Genomic DNA, 23,534 nt, shown 5'->3' with positions numbered 1-23,534 from the left:
CTCCCTCTTCGCAACCTAGGCTACGCCGTGTTGCTCCGGTATTTTCAATGCGCCGGACATCCAATCGTCCAGGGCGGCAATCTGGTCTTGCGTCAGGCGAAGACCCAGTTTCGAGCGTCGCCACACGATATCCTCGGCCGTGCGCGCAAATTCCTTGTCGATGAGCCACTCGGCCTCGCGCTGTGTCAACGTGGCTCCGAAATCGCGCCCCAAATCAGTGGCCGCACGCGCATCTCCCAGAATCTCGAACACATCCGTTCCATAGGCCTTCACCAAACGCTGCGCCCACCTCTCCGTCAAGAACGCATATTTTTGCGCCACGCGAGACGTCAGATCCGCGACACCATCCACGGGGAAATCCCCCCCCGGAAGGGCAACACCCGCCGTCCACGGCGTGCGTGTCCCGTCAAAGAACGGTGTGATTTTCTCAAGCGCGGATTCGGCAAGTTTGCGGTAGGTGGTGATTTTGCCACCGAATACGTTGAGAATCGGCGCGCCTGTCGACTGATCTACCTTAAGCACGTAATCGCGCGTTGCCGCCGTCGCCGACGTTGCACCGTCATTATAAAGCGGGCGCACCCCCGAATAGCTCCACACGACGTCGTCTTTGGTGACGGGGGCCTTGAGATAGCTTGAGGCAAACTGCAACAGGTACTCGGTCTCCTCGTCGGTGCAGACGGGTTTCTCGTCGACATTCGCATGATCCATATCGGTGGTGCCGATCAGGGTGAAATCGCCCTCATAGGGGATCGTGAAAATGATCCGCCCGTCTTCGCCCTGAAAGAAATAGCATTTATCGTGGTCATAGAGCTTGCGCGTCACAATGTGGCTGCCACGGACAAGGCGCACGCCATCGGCGGCGTTGATATGCACGGCGCTGCGGATAATGTCCTCAACCCACGGGCCACCCGCGTTTACCAACATCCTGGCGCGAATAACGCGGGTCTCGCCGCTGTCGCGATCCTGCACGGTGACACCCCATATCCCGTCGCGTTGCTCGGCCGACAGAACTTTGGTGCGCACGTTGATTTTAGCACCACGCGCCTGAGCGTCGCGGGCATTGAGAACGACCAGACGGCTGTCTTCAATCCAGCAATCTGAGTATTCGTACGCCTTGGAGAAACGGTCCACCAATGGTGCGCCCTCGGGCGTACCCGACAGGGAAACCGCGGTCGTGCCCTTAAGGATTTTGCGCCCGCCAAGGTTGTCATACATGAACAGACCGAGACGGATCAGCCATGCAGGGCGGCGCCCTTTCATCCACGGCATGACAAAGCTCAACAATTTGGAGGTCGGCGTGTCGCCCTCGAACCGCATGTCTTTGTGGTATGGCAAGACAAACCGCATCGGCCAGGAGATATGCGGCATCGCCCGCAGCAGGGTTTCACGCTCGATCAACGCTTCGCGGACCAAACGCACTTCCCAGTATTCCAGATAGCGCAGACCGCCATGAAACAGCTTTGTCGAGGCGGAGGATGTCGCGGAGGCGAGGTCGTTCATCTCGGCCAATTCGACGCTCAGGCCACGCCCGACCGCATCGCGCGCAATCCCGCATCCGTTGATGCCGCCGCCGATGACAAAGAGGTCAATAACGTCCTGATGTTCTGGCTGGTCCAATGAAGCCTCCCCGCATTCATGTCCCGTTGCCATCCGATGCGGCAACGATGTCAACACAACACGAATGCACCTTCGAAATCAATAAGGAAAGTTCGTTTATGTTCGCTTTTGATTAACAGGATGATTTCACACGCTATTTATCCTCTTTAGTTTCATTTTGGCGCAGCTTTTTTCCCGTCGCATCGATTCGAACACTTGACGCCCCGCCTGTTGTGTAGGTTCTTTAGGTAAAGAAATGGCCAATGCGGCGGGGCTCCGGCACAGGGTTGGCGCAGGGAAAAGACAGACATGGTTTCGAATTTCAGACAGCAAGAGATACTGGAACGCGCCCGCAAAGAGGGCAAAGTGACGGTCGATGACCTGGCAGAGCATTACGACGTTACGGTCCAGACCATTCGGCGCGATCTTTCGGATCTTGCCGAGACAGGGCGACTGGAGCGCGTTCACGGCGGCGCGGTGCTGCCCTCCGGCGTCATCAATATTGTCTATGAGGAACGCAGACGGCTCAACGAGGCCGGCAAAAAATCCATCGCAGAGGCCTGTGCGGCGCAAATCCCGAATGGCGCATCGGTCTTTATGAACATCGGCACAAGCACCGAAGCGGTGGCGCGCGCACTTTTGGATCACGAAAACCTGTTGGTTGTGACCAATAATATCAATATCGCCAATATCCTTGCGGCCAATAAAAGCTGTGAAATCATTGTCGCGGGTGGTGTTTTGCGGCGCACGGACGGCGGCATCGTTGGCGGCCTGACCGTTGAAATGGTCAAACAGTTCAAATTTGATTATTCGGTTTTAGGGTGCTCCGCGATTGACCCCGATGGCGACCTGTTGGATTTTGACGGTCAGGAAATCATGGTCAGCAGCACCGCAATCAAACGGTCGCGCGATGTCATGGTTGTCGCCTGTCATCTCAAATTCCAACGCAAAGCGCCCCTGACCATTTGCTCCCTGTCCGACGTTGATACACTGTTTACCGACACCCCGATTGCGCGTGACCTCATGGCCAAATGCAACACATGGGACACACGCGTGGTTGAAACCAATGCCTCGAACGGCAAAGTGTGAGGCCCGCGGTGAAGCCGTACGATAACACCGGATGGCTGTTTGTCTTGCCCGCCATTATGGTGTTGGGGGTGGTTGGCCTGATCCCGCTGATGACCGTGGTCAATTACTCGTTTTTCGAGATTTTCATACTGGAGTCCCGCTTCTGGATCGGCGCGGAATGGTATGTCGAGATCATCACGTCATCGCGGTTCTGGGGCAGTTTTGCACGCAGCGCCCTGTTTTCGATGCTCATTCTCACGATACAAATCCCGCTCGGCATCGCGATTGCCCTGTGTATGCCACAGCGCAAATTCTGGGTCGGGATCGCCTTGGCCTTTATCGCGCTGCCCCTTCTGGTGCCGTGGAATATGATCCCTGCCCTGTGGCTCAGCCTGCTCGATCCCGCACGTAGCCTGATCGGTGATCTTTTGCCCGCACTGGGGTGGCCCGCCGACTGGAAGTCCTCGGAGGGGCACACATGGGCGGTGATTGTCGTGATGGACGTGTGGCACTGGACCAGCCTCATTGTGATCTTGTGCTACTCCGCGCTGACCACCATACCCGCATCCCATTATCAGGCCGCCGCGATTGATGCCGCGGGGCCATGGCAGGTGTTCCGCCACATCCAGTTGCCCAAATTGCGCCACGTCTTGTTAATGGCGGTTTTGCTGCGGTTCATGGACTCGTTCATGATCTACACCGAGGCCTTTCCGATCAATGCGGGCGGGCCTGATCTGGCCACGCTGTTTTTAGCCGTCGATCTCGGCGAAGAGATCAAGGCATTCAACTACGGCCCCTCGGCGGCGCGGTCCGTCCTGTATTTCCTCATCATCGTGACGGTCGCGTGGATGTTTACCAAAGCACAAAACAAACTGGACGCGCATCCGGACAGGCCCGCACCATGACAGTGTCTCCCCACGCGATCAGAACCTTTAAATCCGCCGTGCTATTGGGTTTTGTCGCGTTTGCCTGTTTGCCGCTCGTGCAAATGACCATGATCAGCTTCATCGCGACCCTGCCCACAGACCAGACAGAGGTCGGGGCCTTTACGCTCCACAACTACGCCACCATCATGACCGACCCGAACCTGCGATCGGCCTTCGTCAATTCCATTGCCTATGTGGCGATCAACATAGCGATCACCCTCCCCGTGGCCCTGCCCGCCGCCTATGCGTTTTCGCGGATGTCATTTGTCGGCGACAAGCATCTGTTCCTTGCCTTCATCGCGTTCCGGATCACACCGCCGGTTGTGCTGACCTTGCCGGTGTTCCAACTGTTCTCCGCGCTTGGCATCGTCAATTCGGTGTTCGGAATTGCATTGGCGCATTGCCTGTTCAACCTGCCGATATCAATCTGGATTTTGCAAAGCTTCATCTCGGCGGTTCCCCGGGAGATGGACGAAACCGCATTTCTAGACGGCTATTCGAGATCGGGGTTTATCCGCCGTATTCTCATCCCGCAAATCGCCCCCGGAATTGCCGTCACAGCGTTCTTTTGCTTCATGTTTTCATGGGTCGAGGTGGTTTTTGCCCGCATCCTGACCACCACCAATGGCAAACCCATCAGCATGGCGATCAACGCGCTGTTCGGGTTTCGCACCGATATCGGATTGGTGATGGCGGTCACGGTGGCCTCGATGATCCCCGGAGCGGTGCTTGTCTTTGTTATGCGCAACCACCTGTCGCGCGGATTCAAAATCGGCAGGATCTAAGATAAAACGCAAGCTCGCGGCCTTTTTTCCGGGACGCATGAGGCCCGGCCCGAAGCTCCCCTCACAGCCCGTTTTCCGGACATTCGCCACAAGCCTGAACATGCCAATGCGCCTTAGTTGAGCAGTTCGGGCATCTGCATCGCTTGGCTCCATTGCCGGGGAGACTGGCCGTACATCCGCTTGAACTCGCGGCTGAATTGAGACGCGCTTTGATAGCCCACATCCCAGGCCGCCTCGGACACTGTCTTTCCTTCTGCGATCTTCATGGCGGCATTGTTCAAGCGCATCGATTTGACGAACTGGATCGGGGACATGGTCGTAGCGTCCTTAAACCGCCGGTGAAAGACCGCGCGGCTCATACCCACATGGTTGGCCATATCGTCGATTGTAACCTGCTCGTTCAGGTGGTTCGAGAGATAGTCAATGGTACGCGCAATTTCGTTGCCGGCCCCGAAGGCCCGTCTTGCCGCCGTCCCTGCCTCCCCCATGAGCACCGCGTAACACAGCTCGCGCAGCCGCCCCGATCCTAACACCTCCAGAGCAACCGGATTATCAAGCAGCTCGAGAAGCCGCAGCAAAGACTGTGTGAACCCCGTATCCCAAGACGCCAAAGTCAAAGCCGATGGCACCCCACCCCGAGATGGCCTGTTGCCACCGGCGGCCGTTTCGATCTCCATAGCCAGCGCGCGCATCATTCGCGGTTCCAAAGTGATCACTATGCCGAGCAGAGGATCCTCTTCGCAAGCCTGTGGCGTACCTGCCTCAACCGGTAGGGTCATTGGACATAGCAAATATTTGTCACAGCCATAGACGTGATGCTCACCGTCCAACACCGCTTCTTTGGTGCCGCTGAGGATGGCGACAACCGTGGGCTCATAGACGGCAGGGATACAGGGCATGGCCTCAGTCACCCGAAAAAGCCGGACGCCTTTCAACGCGGTATCGACAAGGCCTGCCTCGGGCAGGTGGCGCTCGATAAGGTGTTTGATCTGTTCTTTGCTCATACGCCCCAATGTGCATGAGGCTTTCATCTTTGCAATGGGATTGAGACGATTGGGCAACTGAACGAGAGGATATCGCCTGTTTTACTGCCATTACAGGTTATATTTGTGCTTTCAGATAACGACACCAAACCGCCAACATGTTCTGGCAGGAGACAAAAATGGCAGATACGACATTTGGCCCCGCGGGCTGGACACCCGAGCGTCTGGGCGACCAGACAGGTAAAACATATATCATTACCGGCGCCAACGCCGGCGCCGGTTTTCAGGCCGCCCGCACGCTACTCGAAAAGAATGCGAAGGTGGTTATGTTGAACCGTTCGGCCGAGAAATCCCGAACGGCGATCACGGACCTGAAACAGGAATTCGGCGCCAATGCCGACGTCAGCGCCATCCATATGGACCTGTCCGTTCTGGACAGCGTGCGAGAGGGCGCCGCACAGATCCTGCAAACCGTGCCCCGCATCGACGCGCTGATCAACAACGCGGCCATCGCGCAGGTGCCAACGCGCAAGCTGACCGCCGACGGCTTCGAAAGCCAGCTCGGCACAAACCACTACGGACATTTTTTGCTCAATGGCCTGCTCTTTGACCGGATCGCCGAAAGCAAAGGCCGGATCGTGGTTGTCGCCAGCCTCGGCTACAACCTCGGCCTCAAGACAATCAGGTTCGACGATATGAACTGGAATGAGGGCTACGGCGCAAATGCCGCATATTCACAAAGCAAGCTCGCACAGATGATGTTCGCTTACGAATTACAGGACCGCCTGAGCGCTGCGGGGCGCGACGACGTCGAGGTCTTTGTCTGTCACCCGGGGTCATCAGCCACATCGCTGATCACCTCGAGCGCAAGCCGGACGATGCGGTTTATCTGGTGGCTGATGACCAAGACGCCGATGGTCCAGACAGCAGAACAAGGCGCGTACCCCGAGGTGATGTGCGCGGCCGAAGCGGCATTGACCGAGCAACGCGCCCTCTACGGCCCGACGGGCAGAATGGAAGCGGTCGGTCCGGTCGGCAAGGGAACCCTGAACGCTCACGCCCATGACAAAGCCGTCATGACACGACTTTGGGATGTGTCGGAAAAAGCGACCGGCATCGAGTGGAAGCTGCGCCCCTAGAGCCACCGGCATCAGCACCGGCAAAGCAAATGCACGCAGGGCCGGTGCGAAAGACGCGGCTGTTCGGGGTCACTGCGTGGCTGACAGCATGTCTATCTCTTGCTGCAAACGGCGCGATGACGACCCGGGCTGTGCGCCCCAGACGGTGATCCAACGATAGAACACCGGCGTCAGGAACAGGGTAAAGACCGTGGCGAAGCCAAGTCCGCCGACGATGACCCAACCGACCGCGACACGCGCCTCGGCCCCCGCGCCCGAAGACAGGACAAGAGGCAAGCCGCCAAAGACGGTCGAGACCATTGTCATCATCACGGGGCGAATACGCAGGCGCAGGGCGTCACGAATGGCACTGTCGATGTCTTGGCCTGCTTCGCGCAACTGGTTGGCAAATTCGACGATCAGGATCCCGTTCTTTGCCATCACCCCGATCAACAAAACCAGACCGATCTGGCTGTAATAGTTCAGCGAACCACCTGTGATCGAAATGGCCAACAGCGCGGCGGCAAGGCCGAAAGGCACGGTCAGCATGATAACAACAGCGCTTGCAACACTTTCGAATTGCGCGGCCAGAACGAGGAATACGACAATCGCAGCGACACCGAACACCATATACATACCCGACTGGCTATCGCCGAGCGATGCGGCCTCACCGGTATAAACGATCCCCATACCATCGGGCAGGGTTTCGGCGGCCAGTTCATCAACGCGGGCCATCGCGGTGCCCAGATCAACACCATCCGGAAGGTTGGCCTGAATCGACACGGCCAATGTGCCGCCCTGACGTTCGATAGAGGATTGGCTGACCACGGGGGTCAATGTCGCCGTGGAGGAAAGAGGGACATATTCACCGCTAGGCAGGCGGAGCTGGATGTCCTCGAGGTCATTCGGGTCGTTGATTGGCCGCCCTCCGGGGACCACACGCACGTCGATTTCCGTATCGTCGACAAAGACGCTGACCGCGACGGTACCTTGTGTCAGGGCACTGATTGTTTTGGTGATCTCGGCTTCGCTCAAGCCAAAGACGTTAGCCATTTCCTGATCTACGGTAATTTCAAACTGCGCCTGTACGCTGTCGCCTGACACCTGCGGATTAGAGAAGGCATCGTCCTGTGCCATGACGGCCACAAGCGCGCCGGCGGCCTCTGTCATCTCGTCAACGTTGGTGCCGCTGACCGCAAAGGTCAGCCCGTTCCCGCCGCCACGAATGTTGAGGCTATTGGGCGAGATTGCAAAGACCTGCACGCCGGGCACGGTCGAAAGCATACCATTGATCGGCTCCATCAGCTCTTGTTGAGACCAATCCCGGTCCACCCAATCTGGCAGGCGCGCTACAACGAAGGCAGAGGTCCCCCCACCCAGACCGATGATGCTTTGAACCGAAGTGATCTGCCCGCTTTCCTGAAACGGTGCCAGGATCTCTTCGATCCGGGTGATTTGTGTGTCCAGATATTCGGCGGTCGTGTCGGAGGCCCCGCGGGCCTGAACCAGAAAGAACCCGCGATCTTCTGTGGGTGTGATCGTTGAGGTGAGCGTGCTCGCCGCACCGGCGGCAATAAGAGCAAAGCCAAAGGCAATGGCCAGCACCAAGAGGGGCGCGCGGATGGCGTGATCGATCACCCAATCAAATCCGCGTGACAGGCGGCCGGGTATCTGTGGGGTTTGCTGCGATGTCTTGGTGTTTTGGCCGGGATCCAGAAGGGCCGCCAGAACGGGGGCCAGTGTCAAAGCCGCGATGGAGGACAATGTGACGGCAAAGGCCAACACAAAGCCGAATTCGCTAAACACGCCGCCGGCCTGACCGGGCAGGAACGAAATGGGGATAAACACGGCGGCAAGTGTCGCTGTGGTCGAGATAACGGCAAAGAACACCTCGTTCGTGCCAACGGCGGCGGCGGCGAATGCGCCCATGCCGTCTTTGCGTTTGCGCACAATATTTTCGACCACAACGATGGAGTCGTCCACCACCATCCCTGTCGCCAGAACCAGAGCCAAGAGGCTAATCGTGTTGATCGAAAACCCCGTCAGCCAGATCGCAGCAAGCGTACCGACCAAAGCGACTGGAATGGTGATTGCGGGAATAAGGGTTGCGCGAAAGGACCTCAGGAATGCGAAAATCACAAGGATCACAATCCCTGTCGCCAGGCCGATAGATTTTATGACTTCGCTCAGGGCGCCTTCGATAAAAATGCCATCGTCCGTAGAGATTATAAGCTCGACACCGTCAGGCAGCTCTTCGCGAAGTTCTTCGACGGCAACGGTCACAGCACGTGAGATCTCGAGAGTGTTTCCTTCGGATTGGCGGGTGATATCCAGACCGATGGCCGTGTGCCCGTTCACGCGCGTCGAGACGTCGGTGTCCTCGGGCAACAGTTGAACAAGTGCCACATCTGCAATTCGCGTGTTCGCGCCGATCAGGATGTTTCCAATGCTCTCAACGGTGACGTCGGCGTTTCCGACCTGCAGGGCGATCGTTTGGGCGTTGGTCGCAAGTTCGCCAAGAGGCGTGTCGTCACGCAGATCGGCAAGGGCTGCGGTTACGTCGAAAACCGTCAGGCCGCGGCTGAGCAAGAGGCGATCATCAAGGCTGACGCGGAACTCGTTTGAACGGTCACCGCGGGTTGTGACCTCGGCAATGCCATCAATGAGGGACAGCCGGCTATAGATCGGACCTTCGGCGAGGGCGGTCAGCTCATCCAGCGACACATCCCCCAAAACCGCCAGGCGAATGATCGCACTTGCGTTGCTGTCGGACTTGGAAACAGACGGATCATTCTCGAGATCGCCCGGCAGTTGCACTGTTGCGGACACAATCTCACGTGCTTCATTGGCGGCCACATCGATGTCTGTGCCGTCTGACAGATCGATTGTGATGCTGCTTGTACCGGTGGAAGAACTGGATTCGATGTAGGACAGCCCTTCGAGGGCGCTCAGCGCGTCCTCCAGAACCTGTGTGATTTCCTGATCGACCGTTGCGGGTGTCGCGCCGTCGTATTGGGTGCGGATCGAGAGCACCGGCTGATCGACATCGGGCATCTCGCGCACATCGACAGAGGTGAGCGCGGCGAGACCGGCAATCAGGATCAAGAGATTAACAACAAACCCGAAAATGGGTCGCGCAACGAACAGATCGGCCAAGCCAGAGGCCGCGCGTTGAATCGTGGGCATGCTCATGTCGGATCCCGATCAGGCTGTTGAGCTGCCGTGTTCGCACCGGAAATTTCCGTTCCCGCACGCAGTTTGTGCGCCCCTTCGGTGATGATCATCGTGCCGACGGGCAGGTCGACATCCAACCAGACATATTCATCGCGGCGATGCAGGATCGTAACGGAGATGCTTTGCGCCTTGCCGTCGTCTTCGAACCAGATGCTCGCTCCGTCACGTGACCATGTGATGGCCGTTGTCGGGACCACGAGTAAAGGATCGCTCACGTTATTGATCCGTGCGGTAAAGGTCATTCCGGGCCAGAGCACGTCATCAGGGTTCTCGACCTGCGCTTTAACGGTCACGCTTCGGGTGACATCGTCGATCCGGCTGTCAAAAGACGCGATCTTGCCGAGGAAGTTGCGTCCTGTCAGGGAAGGTGTCTCCAAAATGACTTCACGCCCAAGCGCGAGGATGCCGACAGACCGCTCGGGCAGTTCGAATTCCACCAACAAGGCACTGGCGTTATCGATCGTCGCGATCGGCGTATTGGCGGTAAGAAAATCCCCGACATTCACGTCACTCAAGCCGACCTTTCCGGAAATCGGGGCTCGGATGGTGAGGTCCTCCAAAGCGAGTTCAGCCTGCGCGACATTGGCTTCGGCAAGGCGTTGGGTCAGCCGCGCCTCGGATATTGTCACATCGGTAACCGTCGAATTCCCTGACTGCTGAAGGCGTTCGTAGCGGGTGACCGTCGCGCGGGCTTGCTCCAATTCACTTTGAGCGGTTTCAAGGGATAGCGTGGCGGCGCGGGCGTCAAGCTGAACCAACACATCCCCTTGCGCGACCCGCGCGTTCGGGGCCAGGTTGACCTCGACAATCCGGCCGGACACATCCGAAGTCACAGTCGCGCTGTTTATCGCTTCTGAATTGCCGATCGCACGGAAGGTATCCTCGAACGGTTGCCTGTCTAACGGCGTCGAAACGACGCTTGTCGCGCCGCTACCCGGACCGCCAGGCCCACCTGGTCCGCCCGAACCACCCGCACCCTGTGCAAATGGCACCTGACCATCCGCGCCTGCTAGCGGTCCGCCCGGCACACCAAACGACCACACATATGCGCCTGCAAGGATGGCGAGTGACGCGGTGACATAGAGTAGCTTTTTCATGTTTGGCCTTTCGTCGAGCCTTTGGCGCGGTGATAGTTCACACCCAGAGCCGGACGTGCAGTAGGTGATACGCAGCACGAGGCCTACTCCGTCGATATTTCTTTGGCGGATGGGCAAATGCCTATTCGCCGGTTGCTGAGAGCAGCCGAGAGGCGCCTCCCCCCCCCAAGCACGGCTCAGTGCCGCACCAAGAGTGATGCCGTTCTCATACTTCCAAAGGAAAATCGCGCCACCGATGGCGCGGGTTGCGCTATGGGCAAGCACGCTGCAGTTTGGCGATCGAACACACGGTCGCAAAACGTCTGCCAGCCCTGCCCCGCATCTGCCGTTTCTCTTGGCGGTAGATGCGCTTCACTTTCTTGTGGTTCACCGCAAACCTCACACGCGCAGTCATCTCGGATGGGGAGACCTATGGTCACGGTATGCGGGTTTCAGGCTTGAAAGCCCGAAAGGCCATCGCCTCCACGGGGCCTGCGGCATCGCTGTGCATCGGCTCTGGTGGTGAAAATCATGACCGGCTTGAGATCGCGTTAAAGGGCGGTCGGATGGCCCCCTCGATTTCTTTGACTGGATCAAAGACGGCGGCGGACCCGTTAGGTTTTCGCCTCAAATTCACCAGAGGACCGCTCAATATGTCGGGCCATGGTCGCGACGGCGGCCTCAACATCGTGCTTTTCGATCAGGTTGATCATTTCTTCATGCTCGGCCAGCGTGACGTCTTCTTTGCCGGACCAATGCAATAGGCTGACGTGGTATTCAAAGAGCCACCCCAACATCGCTTGGGACACAGAAACGATAATCGGGTTGTCTGTCATTTCGGCCAATCGAAGATGAAACCGCATGTCGGCTTCAATAAAGGCCATAGCGTCACCCGTATTCGATTTTTGCTCTTCGTGAATAGCGCGAAGGTCGGCAACATCTCCGGCCGTCGCTTTTTGTGCCGCGACGCGCACCATCCCCAACTCGAACATCTGGCGTGCGTGCTTGAGATGCTCAAGGTTCGCCGGTGCAGCACTCAACACAAGGCGCGCGATTTCATCTGACTGGTTCAGCACCGTACCCGCATCAATCGAATTTACGCGCGAGCGTTCACCGTGGTTGATGCTAATGAGGCCGCTATTGTGCAGCGACTGGAGCGCTTCGCGCACAGCGGGACGACCAACGCCAAACCGTTCCATCAAAGCCCGCTCGGATGGCATATAATCACCCGGGCCAAGCTCATGGGTGAGGATCATCTCACGCAGTTTATCAAGTACTTGATCTGACAGCTTGCGCCGAACGATTTTGTCCGAGTCCGCTTTTTTGTTAGCCGTCGGGATCATGCCCTGCTCCATTTTTTATTTAAAGTGACTGCATGGTTATAAAGGCTGTCCGCGTTCATCATCAAGGTGCGATTGACGCCATTCAAATGGACCCAGTTCGTTGGTGGTTGCAGGCGTCAGGTTTGCGTCAAACTTTGTGGACCCGATGACGAGGGTGGCCGTGCCGTTCGCCACGCTTGCCGATTGAACGGGTTGACCCGCACATCTGGCCAAGGCCGCAATGACCTCGACAATCGGCCCGGTGAGACCGCGTGGGCCATAGACAGCACAAGGCGTCCAGACGGACACTCCAGACATCGCAATCGACGCGGCAACGCCGAGCGTATAGGCCGCGCCGAAACGAGCCCGATGGCGTGGGTCATCATGTGCCATACACACGCGATCAGTCTGTGGGTTAGGAATGGTGCGATTGCCGTAAGGGTTCTGGCGCATTGCAATGGTCGAGGGGCCAAGGCGATATTCACAGGCCCCCAGAATGGCTTTGGCAGACCGAAGAATATGCGGGATCGCCTCAAGCGTCTCCATAACAGACACATCATCCGCAGCGTGAACGATTGGGCACAGCCCATGGGATACGAAACTCAAACGTTCCAAAGGCGGGCGCTTGCGGTTCAGCTCGGGGAAAAAGCTCACCATACCACCACCGCGCACAATGTGCGGGAAGACCTCTGCCGCAACCGAATGAATTTCATCCAGTGGTGGACAGTCTGGCCACTCCGACCCGGGAGGTGTTGATTGGCGATCGACCGATGGACAAACCAAAACGCTATCCGGTTTGAACCATGCCGCTTTCATTGCGGTATCCATCGCCGTTAACTCATCGCGAACAGAGGGCGCGAACAGACAGATCAGTTCCGCATCGTAGATGATGTCAGGCACCAGCGCCTGCAATGTGCCGAACGCCTGGATCTGCGCCTCGACCTCTCCCAACGCCACATCGATATGACAAAGAAGCCGTTGCGGGCGCACAGCGTCCAGATCCGCTTGGTTGTTGACCAGTCGCACCGCGTCCGCTGCAGTGAGAACCAAAGCGGTATCAGGAAAAGTTACCTCCATATCTTCGTCGCGAGTAACCTTTTCATCAGCAGAGCATGGCCCCCATCGTAACCTAACGGATTGCCGAACGGTTTCGCGCTCTTGGATCTCATATGGCCAAGGCAAGGCGAGAGGACGGTTATAGGTCTTGAACGATGCATCGCCCCACTGGCGTTGATCTTCCATCTCGAAGGTATCGCCGTTCAAGTCGCAGGTAACGCGAAACCCTTGGGCCTCGTGCGTTAGGGATGTGATGTCCACGAACGGTTGCCACGGTTCGATCAGGTCGGGGAACGTCGTTGTTTCGGTGGATCCATCCGAGTGACCAACGACCGCGGGACACCGCGATACATGCGCAGGGTGAAGAATTGTAAAGCCTGTCCTGTTCGTCTCAAAGGCGGCGTTGACTTGCCCCGTTGCGCGCACCGAGAGTTCGCTCTCAGTCGCGGTCACGTTGACCGTAGCGACCATCTCTGCGCCGGCACTGTCATAGGTCATCTGCAAGGTTAACCCAAATTCAGCCACATCCGGCGACCGTGACATTTCAACGATCTTAGGCGACAGGGTGCCCCAGTCACGGTCCCGCACGAGAAACGCAATACCGCGAAGCAGTTCTACGTCGCCGAATTTTATATGGCGGATTGCTGCGCCTTGAAGGCTGAACGACAGTTGCCCGACCTCGATCCGTTCAGCCGGAGCGTCGGGAATATCAGTGCCATATAGTTCGACTGCATCCGTCATAGTCCGGACAACTCAACGGTCCGCCGTTCCTTTGCCGACAGATAGGCTGCCTCGACTAAGCCAAAGGTTTGCAGATTGTCTTTGCCGCTCGTTTCAGGCTCCACACCATTTTTAATGCAATCGACAAAATGGCTTTGAATGATCTGCACGCTTTCCTGGATATTGTGCCAAGGACGTGACGCCCATTCGAGCACGGGCGGCGAAACATCTTGATAGGTCACATCATCGCCGATCTGGATCGACAATTTATACCCTGCCTCCAACCGAATTGTTCCCTTATCGCCATCAATTTCCAACAGGCTTTCGGGAAATGTCTCTGGCGATCGTTTGGTCGCGTACGAACAATCAACTACAGATGTCACGCCACTGTCGTGTTCCAACATCATCGTGGCGACATCTTCGCCGTTGATATCGCGATTGATGCGTCGGGTGGTGGCCGTGATGCGCGATGCGTCGCCAAACAATGCCCGCGCAATATCGAGGATATGAATACCAAGATCCTCGATGATAAATCGTTCGCCCTCTGCCAGATAGGGCTGGCCAGAAAACACATCATAACCCGACCGGAAACTGACGCGCCCGAAAAAAGGCTCTCCAATCACGCCACTTCGAACGGCAGCAATCACAGCGCGAACGGCGGACTGCCAGCGGAAGTTTTCATGCACCATCAAGGTTTTCCCTGTGACGCTCACAGCGTCGACCATTGCGCGCGCATCTTGGATATTCAACGCAAACGGCTTTTGACAAATGACGTGAACGTTGTGTGCGGCAGCCAGTTCAACAAGCGGACGATGCGAATTGACCGTTGTCGCGATATCCACGACATCAAACCCGCCGTCGGCGAACATCTCTTCGGCATCGGCATATGTCCGGACGCTATCGAACATCGCCGACGCGACCTTGAGCCGATCCGCGTCACGATCACATAGGGCGACAACCTCGACACCCTCGATCCCTTTCCAACCATGCAGTTGGTTCGTCGCAAAGAAACCGCAGCCAATGAGTGCAACGCGCATCTCTCGCCCCTCCCTTTACTGGCCCACTGCAGCTTGCGCTTGCAGCGCGACTCGTGCTTGAACTCGTTGTTGAGCCTGATCGATCACAACAGCCGCGATGATAACAAGACCTTTGATCACGGTCTGCCAGAATGATGAAACACCCATCATCACCAAACCATCCGACAAAACACCGATCACGAATGCACCAACGATAGTCCCGCCGATTTTACCACGGCCACCCGCCATGGACGTGCCGCCCAAGACGGCCGCTGCAATCGCATTCAGTTCGAAAGTGTCGCCTGTGGCGGGGTGGGATGCAACCAATTGCGAAGAAATGATAATCCCGACCAGAGCGCCACAAAGCCCGGAGAACATATAGACGAAGTACTTGACGCGGTTCACCTTAACCCCTGACAACCCCGCCGCGCGTTCATTTCCGCCGACGGCATAGATGAAACGGCCCAAAGGCGTGCGGCCTGCGATGTAGGCCGCGACGAGACCAACGGCGATCAGCATCCAAATCGACACTGGAATACCAAGGATGTCACCTGCACCAATCCAGCGATACGTATCTGACCCGTATTCCGCATTGCCGTTCAAATTGGGGAATGTACGCCCGTCCGAAGACAGCATCGCTGTGCCTCGCGCGACATAGAGCGTACCGAGCGTGGCGATAAACGGAGCGACGTTCAGTTTCGTGATAAGGAACGCGTTGATCGCACCGATAAAAATGCCCACGGCAATCACGATCAGACAGATTTCGAGGGTGTTGAATTGGATCGACCAACCCAGACCGACATCAATGCCGTTTAGAACCAGATACCCCGCGACCATTCCACAAAGCCCGACGATTGACCCCACAGACAGGTCAATCCCCCCCGACACAATCACAAAGGTCATGCCAATCGCCAAGAAGGCGTTCAATGCCACGTGCTTTGACATGATGACGAGGTTCGCCGCCGACAAAAAGTTCGGCGCAAAGGCGGAAAAGAAGACTGTCACCAGGATCAGTGCGATGAAGGTTCGCGCCTTTAGCAGCACAAGAAGTGCGTTGGCGTTGCCCGAAGGGACGGTCGAAGTGCTAATGGCCGTCATGATGCGGTTTCCTTCTGTTCATGAGTGACAGCGTGACCTACGGCTGATGCTGTGATCAGCCCCGTTTCGGTCGCTGTTTCTTTTGTGAATTCGCCGGTAATCCGGCCGTTTGACATCACGATGATCCGGTCCGAGAGGCCTAAAACCTCCTCAAGGTCGGAGGTGACAAAAATGATACCCAACCCTTCGGAGGCAAGTTGGCGCATGACCCGGAACACTTCGGCTTTTGCACCGATGTCGATCCCTCGCGAAGGTTCATCCATCAAAAGAACCTTGGGTTTGGTCATCAATGCCTTACCGATGACGACCTTTTGCTGATTGCCGCCAGAAAGGGATGAGACGGGATTCTCGGGCGAGGCGATCTTGATCAACAGTTGTTTGACGTACTCACCAACGGTTTGCTTCTCTTTGGCGAGATCAAGGTGCCCCATATTCGACAAATCACCGAGCGACGAGAGTGTCATGTTTTCCCGGATCGACAGAATTTGAACGAGCCCGTCTTGCTTTCTGTCTTCGGGAATGATCGCGAGGCCCATTTTGATCCGGTCGGACACATGAGGGGATGTGGCCTCTTTACCATCAACGAAAATTCGGCCGCGTGCATGGGGGTAGCGCCCCATAGCTGTCTCGACAAACTCGGTCCGCCCGGCCCCCATGAGACCATAGATACCCAGAATTTCGCCCGCCTTTAACGACAACGACACGCCATTCACAGAAAACCCGCCGGATGAATTCGGGAGGTAAACCTCTTCGGCGCGGAACACGTCATCACCAAATGGATGATCGATGGTTTTGGGGAAATCCTTACTCGCGTCACCGATCATGTTCAGCACGATCCAAGGGATATCGACGCCCTCCATCGAACGCGCCCCCGTAATCACACCATCGCGCAGGACGGTGATGTAGTCCCCAACGCGGATCAGTTCCTCAAGTCTGTGCGAGATATAAACGATGCCTACGCCATCGCGCTTTAGCTCTTCGATCACGCGAAAGAGGATCTCGACTTCGGCCGCAGAGAGGGCCGAGGTCGGTTCATCCAAAATGAGGATGCGCGCATTCTGGGCGAGGCTCTTTGCGATTTCGACAATCTGCTGTTGCCCGACCTTCAGATCGCCAACCAGAGCATCTGGATCGATGTCATGCTCCAACCGTTTCATCAAAGCGCGCGTTGCCTCACGCTGAGCACTGCGGTCGATATCAACGCCGTATCGGGTCAGTTCGCGGTTGATAAAGATATTGTCGGCAACGGTCATATTCGGAAAGAGGTTGAGTTCCTGGAACACAATCCCAATCCCGTGCCGCGCCGCATCCTCGGTCGAGCCAAGGTGAACGACGTCTTCGCCGACAAAAATCGACCCAGAGGAGAGTTGTTCCACCCCTGCGATCACTTTCATCATGGTCGACTTACCTGCCCCGTTCTCACCAACGAGGACGTTGACCGCCCCCATGCGCAAGTCAAAGTCCGCGTTTTTAAGCGCGACGGTTCCGGGGTAAATTTTTGTGCCGCCGCGCATGCGTAGTCCGATAGGGTGCTTCTCTTGCGCCATCATTCCACCTGCAATTCGGTCGGCACCAGTTCAACAGCATCGCCTTTGTTCCGCAGGGTGAAAACTCCCTCGAACGAAACAGACCGACCAACCAAATCGCCCTCTGGCCATGACAGATTGGAGTTCGCAAGATCGTTCAACGCCCGTGCCAGTTTCGCAAATTCGATCTGATCGCGAAAATTGGTGAAAACGATAAACGGCATAGCATCACGGAGCGCCGTACCGCGAATAACAGGACCAAGCTGCAGGGTTAGATCCGACGCACCATCGGCATCCGTATCGACCATCAGTTTAGCTGCACGGCTTTGTGTATTTGCCTCAACGACCACCCCCTCACCTGTGACGGCAAAGTTCCAAGGGTTGGCCTCGCCTTCGGGACGTAACCCATGGGCGTTTCCGACGGCGTCGAGCCCATCTGCAGCCAACTGCTCCTTAAATTCGGAAAACGGGATTGAATATTCAGCAATCGTAGGGGTAACGCGTTCAGCCCAAATGGTATCGGCATAAACGGCCATTCGAGCTTCGTCTGTCATTTCGGCAGCCACGGTGGATGCTGAATCAGGATCAGGGTTTTTGACGACCTTGCATCCGGCCAGAGGCAGCAATGCACAAGACAGGATCGCGAGCGGCGTGATGATATCGCGCATTCTGGGTCCTTAAGATTAAGAAGCGGGCGCCAGATGATCTGGCCGCCCGCAGGGAGAGCACTTAGGCAGAAAGAGCGAAAGTCTCGAGCTTGGCCGCGTTGTCACCGTTGATGAGAACACAATCCATAAGCTGCTTTTCATCCTGACCCGTCGCGCCAGAGGTCAGATACATATCTGCCTGCTCAACAGCGATCTGCGCCTGACGATAAGCAGGCTGAAGAACGGTCGCTTTGATACCGCCAGCGAGGATGGAGTCACGAACATCGTTCGAGCCATCGAAGCCGACCACAATAACGTCAGTGCGGCCGGCCGCTTCAAGAGCGGCCCATGCACCCATTGCCATCGTATCGTTTCCGCAAATGACACCCTTGATATCGGGGTTTGCCTGCAGGATGGTTTCCATTTTCTCGTAGCCTTCAGTCTGCGACCAGTTTGCAGACTGTTGGGCAACCATCACCATATCGGGATATTGGTCAATGATGTCATGGTAGCCGGACGAACGGATCCCCGCGTTGGTGTCCGCTTCACGGCCAACAAGCTCTACATAGTTGCCTGCTTCACCCATCAGACGAACGAACTCTTCTGCGCCCAACTGGGCTCCTTGATAGTTGTTCGATACAATCTGACTCACAGCGATGCCGGATTCTTTGATTTCTCGGTCAATCAGGAACGAAGGAATGCCGGCGTCTTTGGCGCGCTGAACTGCGGCCACAGTCGCGTCTGCGCCAGCATTGTCCAATATGATTGCGTTTGCGCCACGAGCGATCGCCGTGTCAAACAGTTCAGACTGCTTATTCGGGTCATCATCATGAACCATGACCAAGGTTTGATACCCCAACTCAACAGCACGCGCCTCTGCTCCGACGGCTTCGGCTTTGAAAAACGGGTTATCGTGGCTCGGAGTGATAATGGCGATCAGGCCTTTTTCCGATGCAAATGCGGGGCGCGCCAAAGGCAGAACGGCAGCAGCCGCAACACCAGACATAAAATGACGACGGTTAAGTTTCATAAGGTTCCTCCAGTTGACCGGCCGACACGTTTCTTGTGCGTCCTCCTACGGTCTACCGTGAGCCTGAGATATAATTATCGTGTTGTCAACTGGTATGATCACTACCACTCTTTCCGGTGCAGCATCAAAGAGATAATGCATGTCACGCCGTATCACTGAAGTGACTTATCGAATTGAAATAAATGGAGAAACGAAGTCTCTTGCGCCAAAATCGCGGCAGCTCAATCGATGGGATCCTTTATAATTTTACCGAATGAGACTGACGGAGTACGCGCGCTGCGCCGCGATTGTGACGAAAATTGAGGAATTGGAATCGTCCGACACGCCCTCTTTTGCAGACCCTCAAGGCAAAGCCCGGCACCACCCTCCCGCGGAGATCAGCCTTTGGGCCGCGTCCGATCAAGTTCCGGAGTGATCGGAATAAACTCGGCGTCATCGCCTTCGGGCAGTTTGAAGGGGCCATTTTCCCAATCGCCTGCTTTCCAATCTTCTTTAGCCTGTTCGATCCTGTCCTTTGACGACGATACGAAATTCCACCAAATATAGCGTTTTTCATTCATAGTGGCTCCGCCAAGCGCCATGAGACGCGCGCCTTTCGGCCCCGCCTTGAGCGAAATGCGGTCGCCGGGGCGGAACACCATCATGCGGCCGGCCTCAAACACGTCACCCGCAACTTCGACACTGCCTTCGGTCACATATACGCCGCGATCCTCGTGGTTGTCGGGCATGGGGAAAGCGCGGCCTGCTTCAAGTATGACATCAAGGTAAAATGTCTCTGATTGCATTGTGACAGGGCTGACCTCTCCGAACGCATTGCCCAAGATCAAACGCGCTGTGGTGCCGTTGTCGGTGATAACGGGCAAGGCACCTTCTTTGTGGTGCTCAAAGTCCGGTTCCATTTCTTCTTTGTCTGCGGGCAGCGCAATCCACGTTTGAATGCCAAACAGTTTGTTGCGTTTGGCGCGGGTCTCGACACTGGTCCGCTCGGAATGGGTGACACCTTTACCTGCAGTCATCCAGTTGACTTCGCCGGGGTAAATCATCTGATGGGTGCCGATACTGTCCCGATGCTCGAACTCACCGTCATAGAGATAGGTGACAGTTCCCAGTCCGATGTGGGGGTGCGGGCGCACGTCAATGCCGCCTTCGTCAATGAACTCAGCCGGCCCCATCTGATCAAAGAAGATAAACGGCCCGACCATCTGCCGGTCTGGTGACGGCAGTGCACGGCGCACGTCAAAGCCGCCGATATCGCGGGCGCGCGGAATGATCAGCGTTTCAATGCTATTGGCGCCGGATGCGGGGCATTCCGGGTTCTGTGTGGGGTTCCAGCTCATGACGTGTTCCTTTGTTAGGGGCGGCACTGGCGGCCTAAGCGGTCGCCAGTAATAGAGAGTTAAGGCGCGAGGTCGAAAAACAAGAACTCGGCATCTTGGCCTTGATCGAAGGTCAGTGTGCCTGTGCCATCAATCGCCAGACCATCGCCCTTGTTCAAAGCAACATCGTTCACGCGGACAGATCCGTCAGCAACCTGAACCCACGCCTTGCGACCCGCAGATAGCTCCTGCGTGATCGTTTGATCGCCATTAAGCGTAGACGCATACACACTCGCATCAGCCTGTGATTTCATTGACCCGTCTCGCCCGTCTTTCGACAGGAACAGCTTCAGTGTGCCATCCTTATCAGACGGCGTCAGATGAATGGTCTCATAGGTAGGTGTTGTGTTCTCAACCTCAGGCAGAAGCCAGACTTGTAAAAACCGCATCTCGTCTGTTTGCGATGGATTGAATTCAGAATGGGTCACACCCGAGCCGGCGCTCATGTATTGCACGCCGCCCTCGGATACGACCGAACCGTTGCCCATGCTGTCTTTATGCTCAAGCGCGCCCCCCATAACATATGAGAAAATCTCGGCGTTCTTGTGGGGGTGCTGACCAAAGCCCTTTCCGCCCGCGACCAGATCATCATTGATCACGATCAGGTTGCCAAAGCCAAGATGTGCGGGGTCGTAGTATTGACCAAAGCTAAAACTGTGCGCCGACTTGAGCCAACCAAAATCAGCCTTGCCACGTTCATGCGCGGGCCGCTTGGTAAAGGTAAGAGCGTTGTTTGTCGTGATATTTTGGTGACGTGTCATGTGTTCATTCCTTATTGAAAACGCATGCCGGAGGGCCGCGGTTAGGCGCCGCGTTTCAGCGCGCCTGTTGTTTCAATCAGTTGCGTTATGGTTGCGTTCAGCATTCCCGAAGGCATTTCAGCGAGCAGCCCACCGTCGTCATTAAAGGCGTTAAACCCGTCAGATACCGCGACCTGGTTTGGCACAACTGTCACACCGATGTTGCCCAACATCATCCGCAATGGCACGAGGCCACGCAACCCGCCCAAGGCACCGGGGGCTACGGATCCGATGGCTGCAACCTTGCCCTGAAACGCCCAGAGGCCCGGTTCGTTTTCTGTATGAGGACGCGAAATCCAGTCCAGCGCATTCTTCAGCACCGCCGAGATCGAGCTGTTGTATTCAGGCGAGGCGATGAAAAAACCGTCATGCTCAACAAACAACTGCTTCAGACGTTTTGCATTTTCGGGCAAACCCGAATCTGTTTCGATATCGCCATTGTAGATCGGCATATCAAAATCGGCGAGGTCGATCAGAGTGACCTCAGCGCCTGCTTCTCTAGCGGTGCGCGCGGCCAAGGCCGCGAGCCGTTTGTTTGTAGAGGCTTTGCGAGCGCTGCCCGCGAACATAAGGAGCTTTGTCATTGTCTTAGCTTTCTTTTGTGATGTTCGTTATCAATTCAGGCCTTCAAAGCCGTCGGCAAGAAACCATCAACGACTGGCAGCTTGCGCAGGGCAAAGGCTCCACCACCTTGAACGGTGACGGCTACAGCCAGTGCGACGAGCAACACCGGGAATTCCCAACCGCCGTTTGGGGCGCTGAACAACCAACCGTTAGCAGCATGGGCCCAGACAGAACCGGCCAGGATCGGCAGAGACAGGGCCGCCGCAAGGCGCGAATAAAGGCCGGTAACAAGTGCGGCTCCACCAACAAGCTCTCCAAAGATCACCAGATAGGCTGCAACCGCAGGCAGGCCGAGACTGTCAAAGTAACCAACGGTTCCGGGGATCGTGAAGACGAAAACCTTCAAAAGCCCATGAGCTAAAAGGACAACGCCAAGGGAAACGCGAATGATGAATGCGCCGTAGTTCAATTCGTTTTGCTGTGTCATGATCTTTTCTCCAGATGTGTTTTTGTTCTGGAGGTGATATTGCATGCGACCTCTAGATTGATAATACTGTCATTCAGAAGATTACTCATTCCATTTGGTTGATAATAAGCATGGACCATATTTCCCGCGTTGGCGTCTTTGTCGCGGTGGTCAAAGCCACCAGTTTTGCCGGTGCAGCGCAGACTTTGGGGATCACCAGTTCTGCCGTATCCAAGCAGATCCAAAACCTTGAACAGGATTTGCAGGTCAAACTGTTGAACCGCACGACACGCAATGTGTCGCCTACCGAAGAAGGCACACTTTATTACGAACGGGCTTCGCGGGCTTTGGAAGATCTGAAAGAGGCAGAAGAGCGGATCAACGAGTTGAAATCGCGGCCCCGTGGACCACTGAAAGTCAGCCTGCCGCAAAGTCTGGGAATCAAATATTTCGGTGACGCCATTGCCACGTTCGCGGCGGCACACCCCGAAGTCGAACTGGACGTGAGCCTTGATGATCGCCTTGTGGACGTCGCAGGCGAAGGGTTCGATCTGGTGGTACGCATCGGGTCACTAAAGGACACAACCTTGATCGCGCGGCGTTTGGCAGACTGTCCGCTCGTACTCTGCGCAAGTCCCAGTTATCTCAGCAAGCACGGAATACCGCAAAGCTCTGGTGATCTCGCAAATCACAACCTTCTCGCATTCACAGGGAATTTAGGGCCGCATGAATGGCGTTATACCGACAAATTCGGGAGCAAAGGGCAGGTTTCGTTGCAGGGCACTTTCAAGGCGGATTCCGGTGACATTTTATGCCGAGCTGCGTTGGAAGGCATTGGCATTGTTATTTTGCCAATTTTCTACGTGTCCGAATATCTAAAGAGCGGCGCGTTACAGACCATCTTACCCGACCTCGAAACCTTTCCAAAACGCGAGATTTTTGCGGTGTATCCACCAAACCGGTTCCAGTCCACACGACTACGTCTTTTCGTGGATCATCTGCTCGCAACAGCCAAGCGGCTTCCTTGGGTGGCCTAAGAGACGTACCATGAACAGTTGCTCTGTTTATCGAGCCACTTTTTCAGGCAGTCCCACACCCCCCTAGCAAAATTCCTGTCAGTTTTGTCA

Annotated in this window: 20 protein-coding genes; 5 read left to right on the top strand and 15 right to left on the bottom strand. The window is 56.2% G+C overall.

Annotated elements, in window-relative coordinates; genetic code table 11:
• Positions 1-15: 15 nt before the first annotated feature.
• Positions 16-1,650, bottom strand: a complete 1,635-nt coding sequence (gene glpD / locus ACN0Q0_RS08140; RefSeq protein WP_417243271.1) for a glycerol-3-phosphate dehydrogenase — start codon at positions 1,648-1,650, stop codon at positions 16-18.
• A 255-nt stretch (positions 1,651-1,905) separates the two neighbouring features.
• On the opposite strand from glpD, the gene ACN0Q0_RS08135 reads away from it, so the two are divergent.
• The 3 genes from ACN0Q0_RS08135 to ACN0Q0_RS08125 are packed head-to-tail and all read left to right on the top strand — an operon-like array spanning position 1,906 to position 4,375.
• The gene (locus ACN0Q0_RS08135) at positions 1,906-2,685 is read left to right on the top strand and encodes a DeoR/GlpR family DNA-binding transcription regulator (protein ID WP_417242892.1); all 780 of its coding nucleotides are present in this window, start codon (positions 1,906-1,908) and stop codon (positions 2,683-2,685) included.
• Between the two features lie 8 nt (positions 2,686-2,693).
• Positions 2,694-3,569, top strand: a complete 876-nt coding sequence (locus ACN0Q0_RS08130; protein ID WP_417242891.1) for a carbohydrate ABC transporter permease — start codon at positions 2,694-2,696, stop codon at positions 3,567-3,569.
• A complete protein-coding gene (locus ACN0Q0_RS08125; RefSeq protein WP_417242890.1) occupies positions 3,566-4,375 on the top strand; it encodes a carbohydrate ABC transporter permease in 810 nt (269 codons plus the stop codon). The genes ACN0Q0_RS08130 and ACN0Q0_RS08125 overlap by 4 nt, the downstream gene beginning before the upstream one ends.
• Before the next feature lie 113 nt (positions 4,376-4,488).
• Here the strand turns inward: ACN0Q0_RS08125 and ACN0Q0_RS08120 are convergent, their stop codons facing one another.
• Positions 4,489-5,379, bottom strand: a complete 891-nt coding sequence (locus ACN0Q0_RS08120; RefSeq protein WP_417242889.1) for an AraC family transcriptional regulator — start codon at positions 5,377-5,379, stop codon at positions 4,489-4,491.
• A 158-nt stretch (positions 5,380-5,537) separates the two neighbouring features.
• Between ACN0Q0_RS08120 and ACN0Q0_RS08115 the strand changes: the two genes are divergently transcribed.
• Complete coding sequence (locus tag ACN0Q0_RS08115; protein ID WP_417242888.1) at positions 5,538-6,497, top strand: SDR family oxidoreductase; 960 nt, start codon at positions 5,538-5,540, stop codon at positions 6,495-6,497.
• 69 nt (positions 6,498-6,566) lie between these two features.
• On the opposite strand, the gene ACN0Q0_RS08110 is transcribed toward ACN0Q0_RS08115, so the two are convergent.
• From ACN0Q0_RS08110 to ACN0Q0_RS08050, 13 genes are all read right to left on the bottom strand, one after another.
• Complete coding sequence (locus ACN0Q0_RS08110; protein ID WP_417242887.1) at positions 6,567-9,668, bottom strand: efflux RND transporter permease subunit; 3,102 nt, start codon at positions 9,666-9,668, stop codon at positions 6,567-6,569.
• The gene (locus ACN0Q0_RS08105; RefSeq protein ID WP_417242886.1) at positions 9,665-10,807 is read right to left on the bottom strand and encodes an efflux RND transporter periplasmic adaptor subunit; all 1,143 of its coding nucleotides are present in this window, start codon (positions 10,805-10,807) and stop codon (positions 9,665-9,667) included. The genes ACN0Q0_RS08110 and ACN0Q0_RS08105 overlap by 4 nt, the downstream gene beginning before the upstream one ends.
• 593 nt (positions 10,808-11,400) lie before the next feature.
• Entirely contained in the window at positions 11,401-12,141 is a 741-nt protein-coding gene (gene nanR, locus ACN0Q0_RS08100; RefSeq protein ID WP_417242885.1) for a transcriptional regulator NanR, read from the bottom strand.
• A gap of 24 nt (positions 12,142-12,165) precedes the next feature.
• Entirely contained in the window at positions 12,166-13,905 is a 1,740-nt protein-coding gene (locus ACN0Q0_RS08095; RefSeq protein WP_417242884.1) for a hypothetical protein, read from the bottom strand.
• Entirely contained in the window at positions 13,902-14,921 is a 1,020-nt protein-coding gene (locus ACN0Q0_RS08090) for a Gfo/Idh/MocA family protein (RefSeq protein ID WP_417242883.1), read from the bottom strand. Before ACN0Q0_RS08090 ends, ACN0Q0_RS08095 begins: the two co-directional genes overlap by 4 nt.
• Before the next feature lie 15 nt (positions 14,922-14,936).
• The gene (locus ACN0Q0_RS08085; protein WP_417242882.1) at positions 14,937-15,998 is read right to left on the bottom strand and encodes an ABC transporter permease; all 1,062 of its coding nucleotides are present in this window, start codon (positions 15,996-15,998) and stop codon (positions 14,937-14,939) included.
• Complete coding sequence (locus tag ACN0Q0_RS08080) at positions 15,995-17,512, bottom strand: sugar ABC transporter ATP-binding protein (protein ID WP_417242881.1); 1,518 nt, start codon at positions 17,510-17,512, stop codon at positions 15,995-15,997. Before ACN0Q0_RS08080 ends, ACN0Q0_RS08085 begins: the two co-directional genes overlap by 4 nt.
• Positions 17,513-17,544: 32 nt before the next feature.
• Positions 17,545-18,192 carry a DUF2291 family protein gene (locus ACN0Q0_RS08075; protein ID WP_417242880.1) on the bottom strand — a complete coding sequence of 216 codons (648 nt, stop codon included), beginning with the start codon at positions 18,190-18,192 and terminating at the stop codon, positions 17,545-17,547.
• A gap of 61 nt (positions 18,193-18,253) precedes the next feature.
• Complete coding sequence (locus ACN0Q0_RS08070; RefSeq protein ID WP_417242879.1) at positions 18,254-19,201, bottom strand: D-ribose ABC transporter substrate-binding protein; 948 nt, start codon at positions 19,199-19,201, stop codon at positions 18,254-18,256.
• Between the two features lie 377 nt (positions 19,202-19,578).
• Positions 19,579-20,538 (bottom strand): pirin family protein, encoded by a 960-nt coding sequence (locus ACN0Q0_RS08065; RefSeq protein ID WP_417242878.1) that lies wholly within the window; start codon positions 20,536-20,538, stop codon positions 19,579-19,581.
• A gap of 59 nt (positions 20,539-20,597) precedes the next feature.
• On the bottom strand, positions 20,598-21,338 hold the full coding sequence (locus tag ACN0Q0_RS08060) for a pirin family protein (RefSeq protein WP_417242877.1): 741 nt from the start codon (positions 21,336-21,338) through the stop codon (positions 20,598-20,600).
• A 41-nt stretch (positions 21,339-21,379) separates the two neighbouring features.
• Positions 21,380-21,946 carry an NADPH-dependent FMN reductase gene (locus ACN0Q0_RS08055; protein WP_417242876.1) on the bottom strand — a complete coding sequence of 189 codons (567 nt, stop codon included), beginning with the start codon at positions 21,944-21,946 and terminating at the stop codon, positions 21,380-21,382.
• A gap of 50 nt (positions 21,947-21,996) precedes the next feature.
• Positions 21,997-22,473, bottom strand: a complete 477-nt coding sequence (locus ACN0Q0_RS08050) for a DoxX family protein (RefSeq protein ID WP_417242875.1) — start codon at positions 22,471-22,473, stop codon at positions 21,997-21,999.
• 65 nt (positions 22,474-22,538) lie between these two features.
• On the opposite strand from ACN0Q0_RS08050, the gene ACN0Q0_RS08045 reads away from it, so the two are divergent.
• Entirely contained in the window at positions 22,539-23,444 is a 906-nt protein-coding gene (locus ACN0Q0_RS08045) for a LysR family transcriptional regulator (protein WP_417242874.1), read from the top strand.
• The last annotated feature ends 90 nt before the right edge of the window (positions 23,445-23,534 follow it).

Origin of the sequence: Celeribacter sp. (assembly GCF_048259695.1) — a bacterium.
Lineage (GTDB): Bacteria > Pseudomonadota > Alphaproteobacteria > Rhodobacterales > Rhodobacteraceae > Celeribacter.
The sequence above is the reverse complement of the archived record's forward strand: the minus strand, read 5'-3'. Positions and strand labels throughout refer to the sequence as shown.

What these genes read in the sequence shown, in the direction of transcription:
- glpD (WP_417243271.1), bottom strand. Translation starts at nt 1,650, where the DNA reads ATGGCAACGGGACATGAATGCGGGGAGGCTTCATTGGACCAGCCAGAA.
- ACN0Q0_RS08135 (WP_417242892.1), top strand. Translation starts at nt 1,906, where the DNA reads ATGGTTTCGAATTTCAGACAGCAAGAGATACTGGAACGCGCCCGCAAA.
- ACN0Q0_RS08125 (WP_417242890.1), top strand. Translation starts at nt 3,566, where the DNA reads ATGACAGTGTCTCCCCACGCGATCAGAACCTTTAAATCCGCCGTGCTA.
- ACN0Q0_RS08120 (WP_417242889.1), bottom strand. Translation starts at nt 5,379, where the DNA reads ATGAGCAAAGAACAGATCAAACACCTTATCGAGCGCCACCTGCCCGAG.
- ACN0Q0_RS08115 (WP_417242888.1), top strand. Translation starts at nt 5,538, where the DNA reads ATGGCAGATACGACATTTGGCCCCGCGGGCTGGACACCCGAGCGTCTG.
- ACN0Q0_RS08110 (WP_417242887.1), bottom strand. Translation starts at nt 9,668, where the DNA reads ATGAGCATGCCCACGATTCAACGCGCGGCCTCTGGCTTGGCCGATCTG.
- ACN0Q0_RS08105 (WP_417242886.1), bottom strand. Translation starts at nt 10,807, where the DNA reads ATGAAAAAGCTACTCTATGTCACCGCGTCACTCGCCATCCTTGCAGGC.
- nanR (WP_417242885.1), bottom strand. Translation starts at nt 12,141, where the DNA reads ATGGAGCAGGGCATGATCCCGACGGCTAACAAAAAAGCGGACTCGGAC.
- ACN0Q0_RS08095 (WP_417242884.1), bottom strand. Translation starts at nt 13,905, where the DNA reads ATGACGGATGCAGTCGAACTATATGGCACTGATATTCCCGACGCTCCG.
- ACN0Q0_RS08090 (WP_417242883.1), bottom strand. Translation starts at nt 14,921, where the DNA reads ATGCGCGTTGCACTCATTGGCTGCGGTTTCTTTGCGACGAACCAACTG.
- ACN0Q0_RS08085 (WP_417242882.1), bottom strand. Translation starts at nt 15,998, where the DNA reads ATGACGGCCATTAGCACTTCGACCGTCCCTTCGGGCAACGCCAACGCA.
- ACN0Q0_RS08080 (WP_417242881.1), bottom strand. Translation starts at nt 17,512, where the DNA reads ATGCGCGGCGGCACAAAAATTTACCCCGGAACCGTCGCGCTTAAAAAC.
- ACN0Q0_RS08075 (WP_417242880.1), bottom strand. Translation starts at nt 18,192, where the DNA reads ATGCGCGATATCATCACGCCGCTCGCGATCCTGTCTTGTGCATTGCTG.
- ACN0Q0_RS08070 (WP_417242879.1), bottom strand. Translation starts at nt 19,201, where the DNA reads ATGAAACTTAACCGTCGTCATTTTATGTCTGGTGTTGCGGCTGCTGCC.
- ACN0Q0_RS08065 (WP_417242878.1), bottom strand. Translation starts at nt 20,538, where the DNA reads ATGAGCTGGAACCCCACACAGAACCCGGAATGCCCCGCATCCGGCGCC.
- ACN0Q0_RS08060 (WP_417242877.1), bottom strand. Translation starts at nt 21,338, where the DNA reads ATGACACGTCACCAAAATATCACGACAAACAACGCTCTTACCTTTACC.
- ACN0Q0_RS08055 (WP_417242876.1), bottom strand. Translation starts at nt 21,946, where the DNA reads ATGTTCGCGGGCAGCGCTCGCAAAGCCTCTACAAACAAACGGCTCGCG.
- ACN0Q0_RS08050 (WP_417242875.1), bottom strand. Translation starts at nt 22,473, where the DNA reads ATGCAATATCACCTCCAGAACAAAAACACATCTGGAGAAAAGATCATG.
- ACN0Q0_RS08045 (WP_417242874.1), top strand. Translation starts at nt 22,539, where the DNA reads ATGGACCATATTTCCCGCGTTGGCGTCTTTGTCGCGGTGGTCAAAGCC.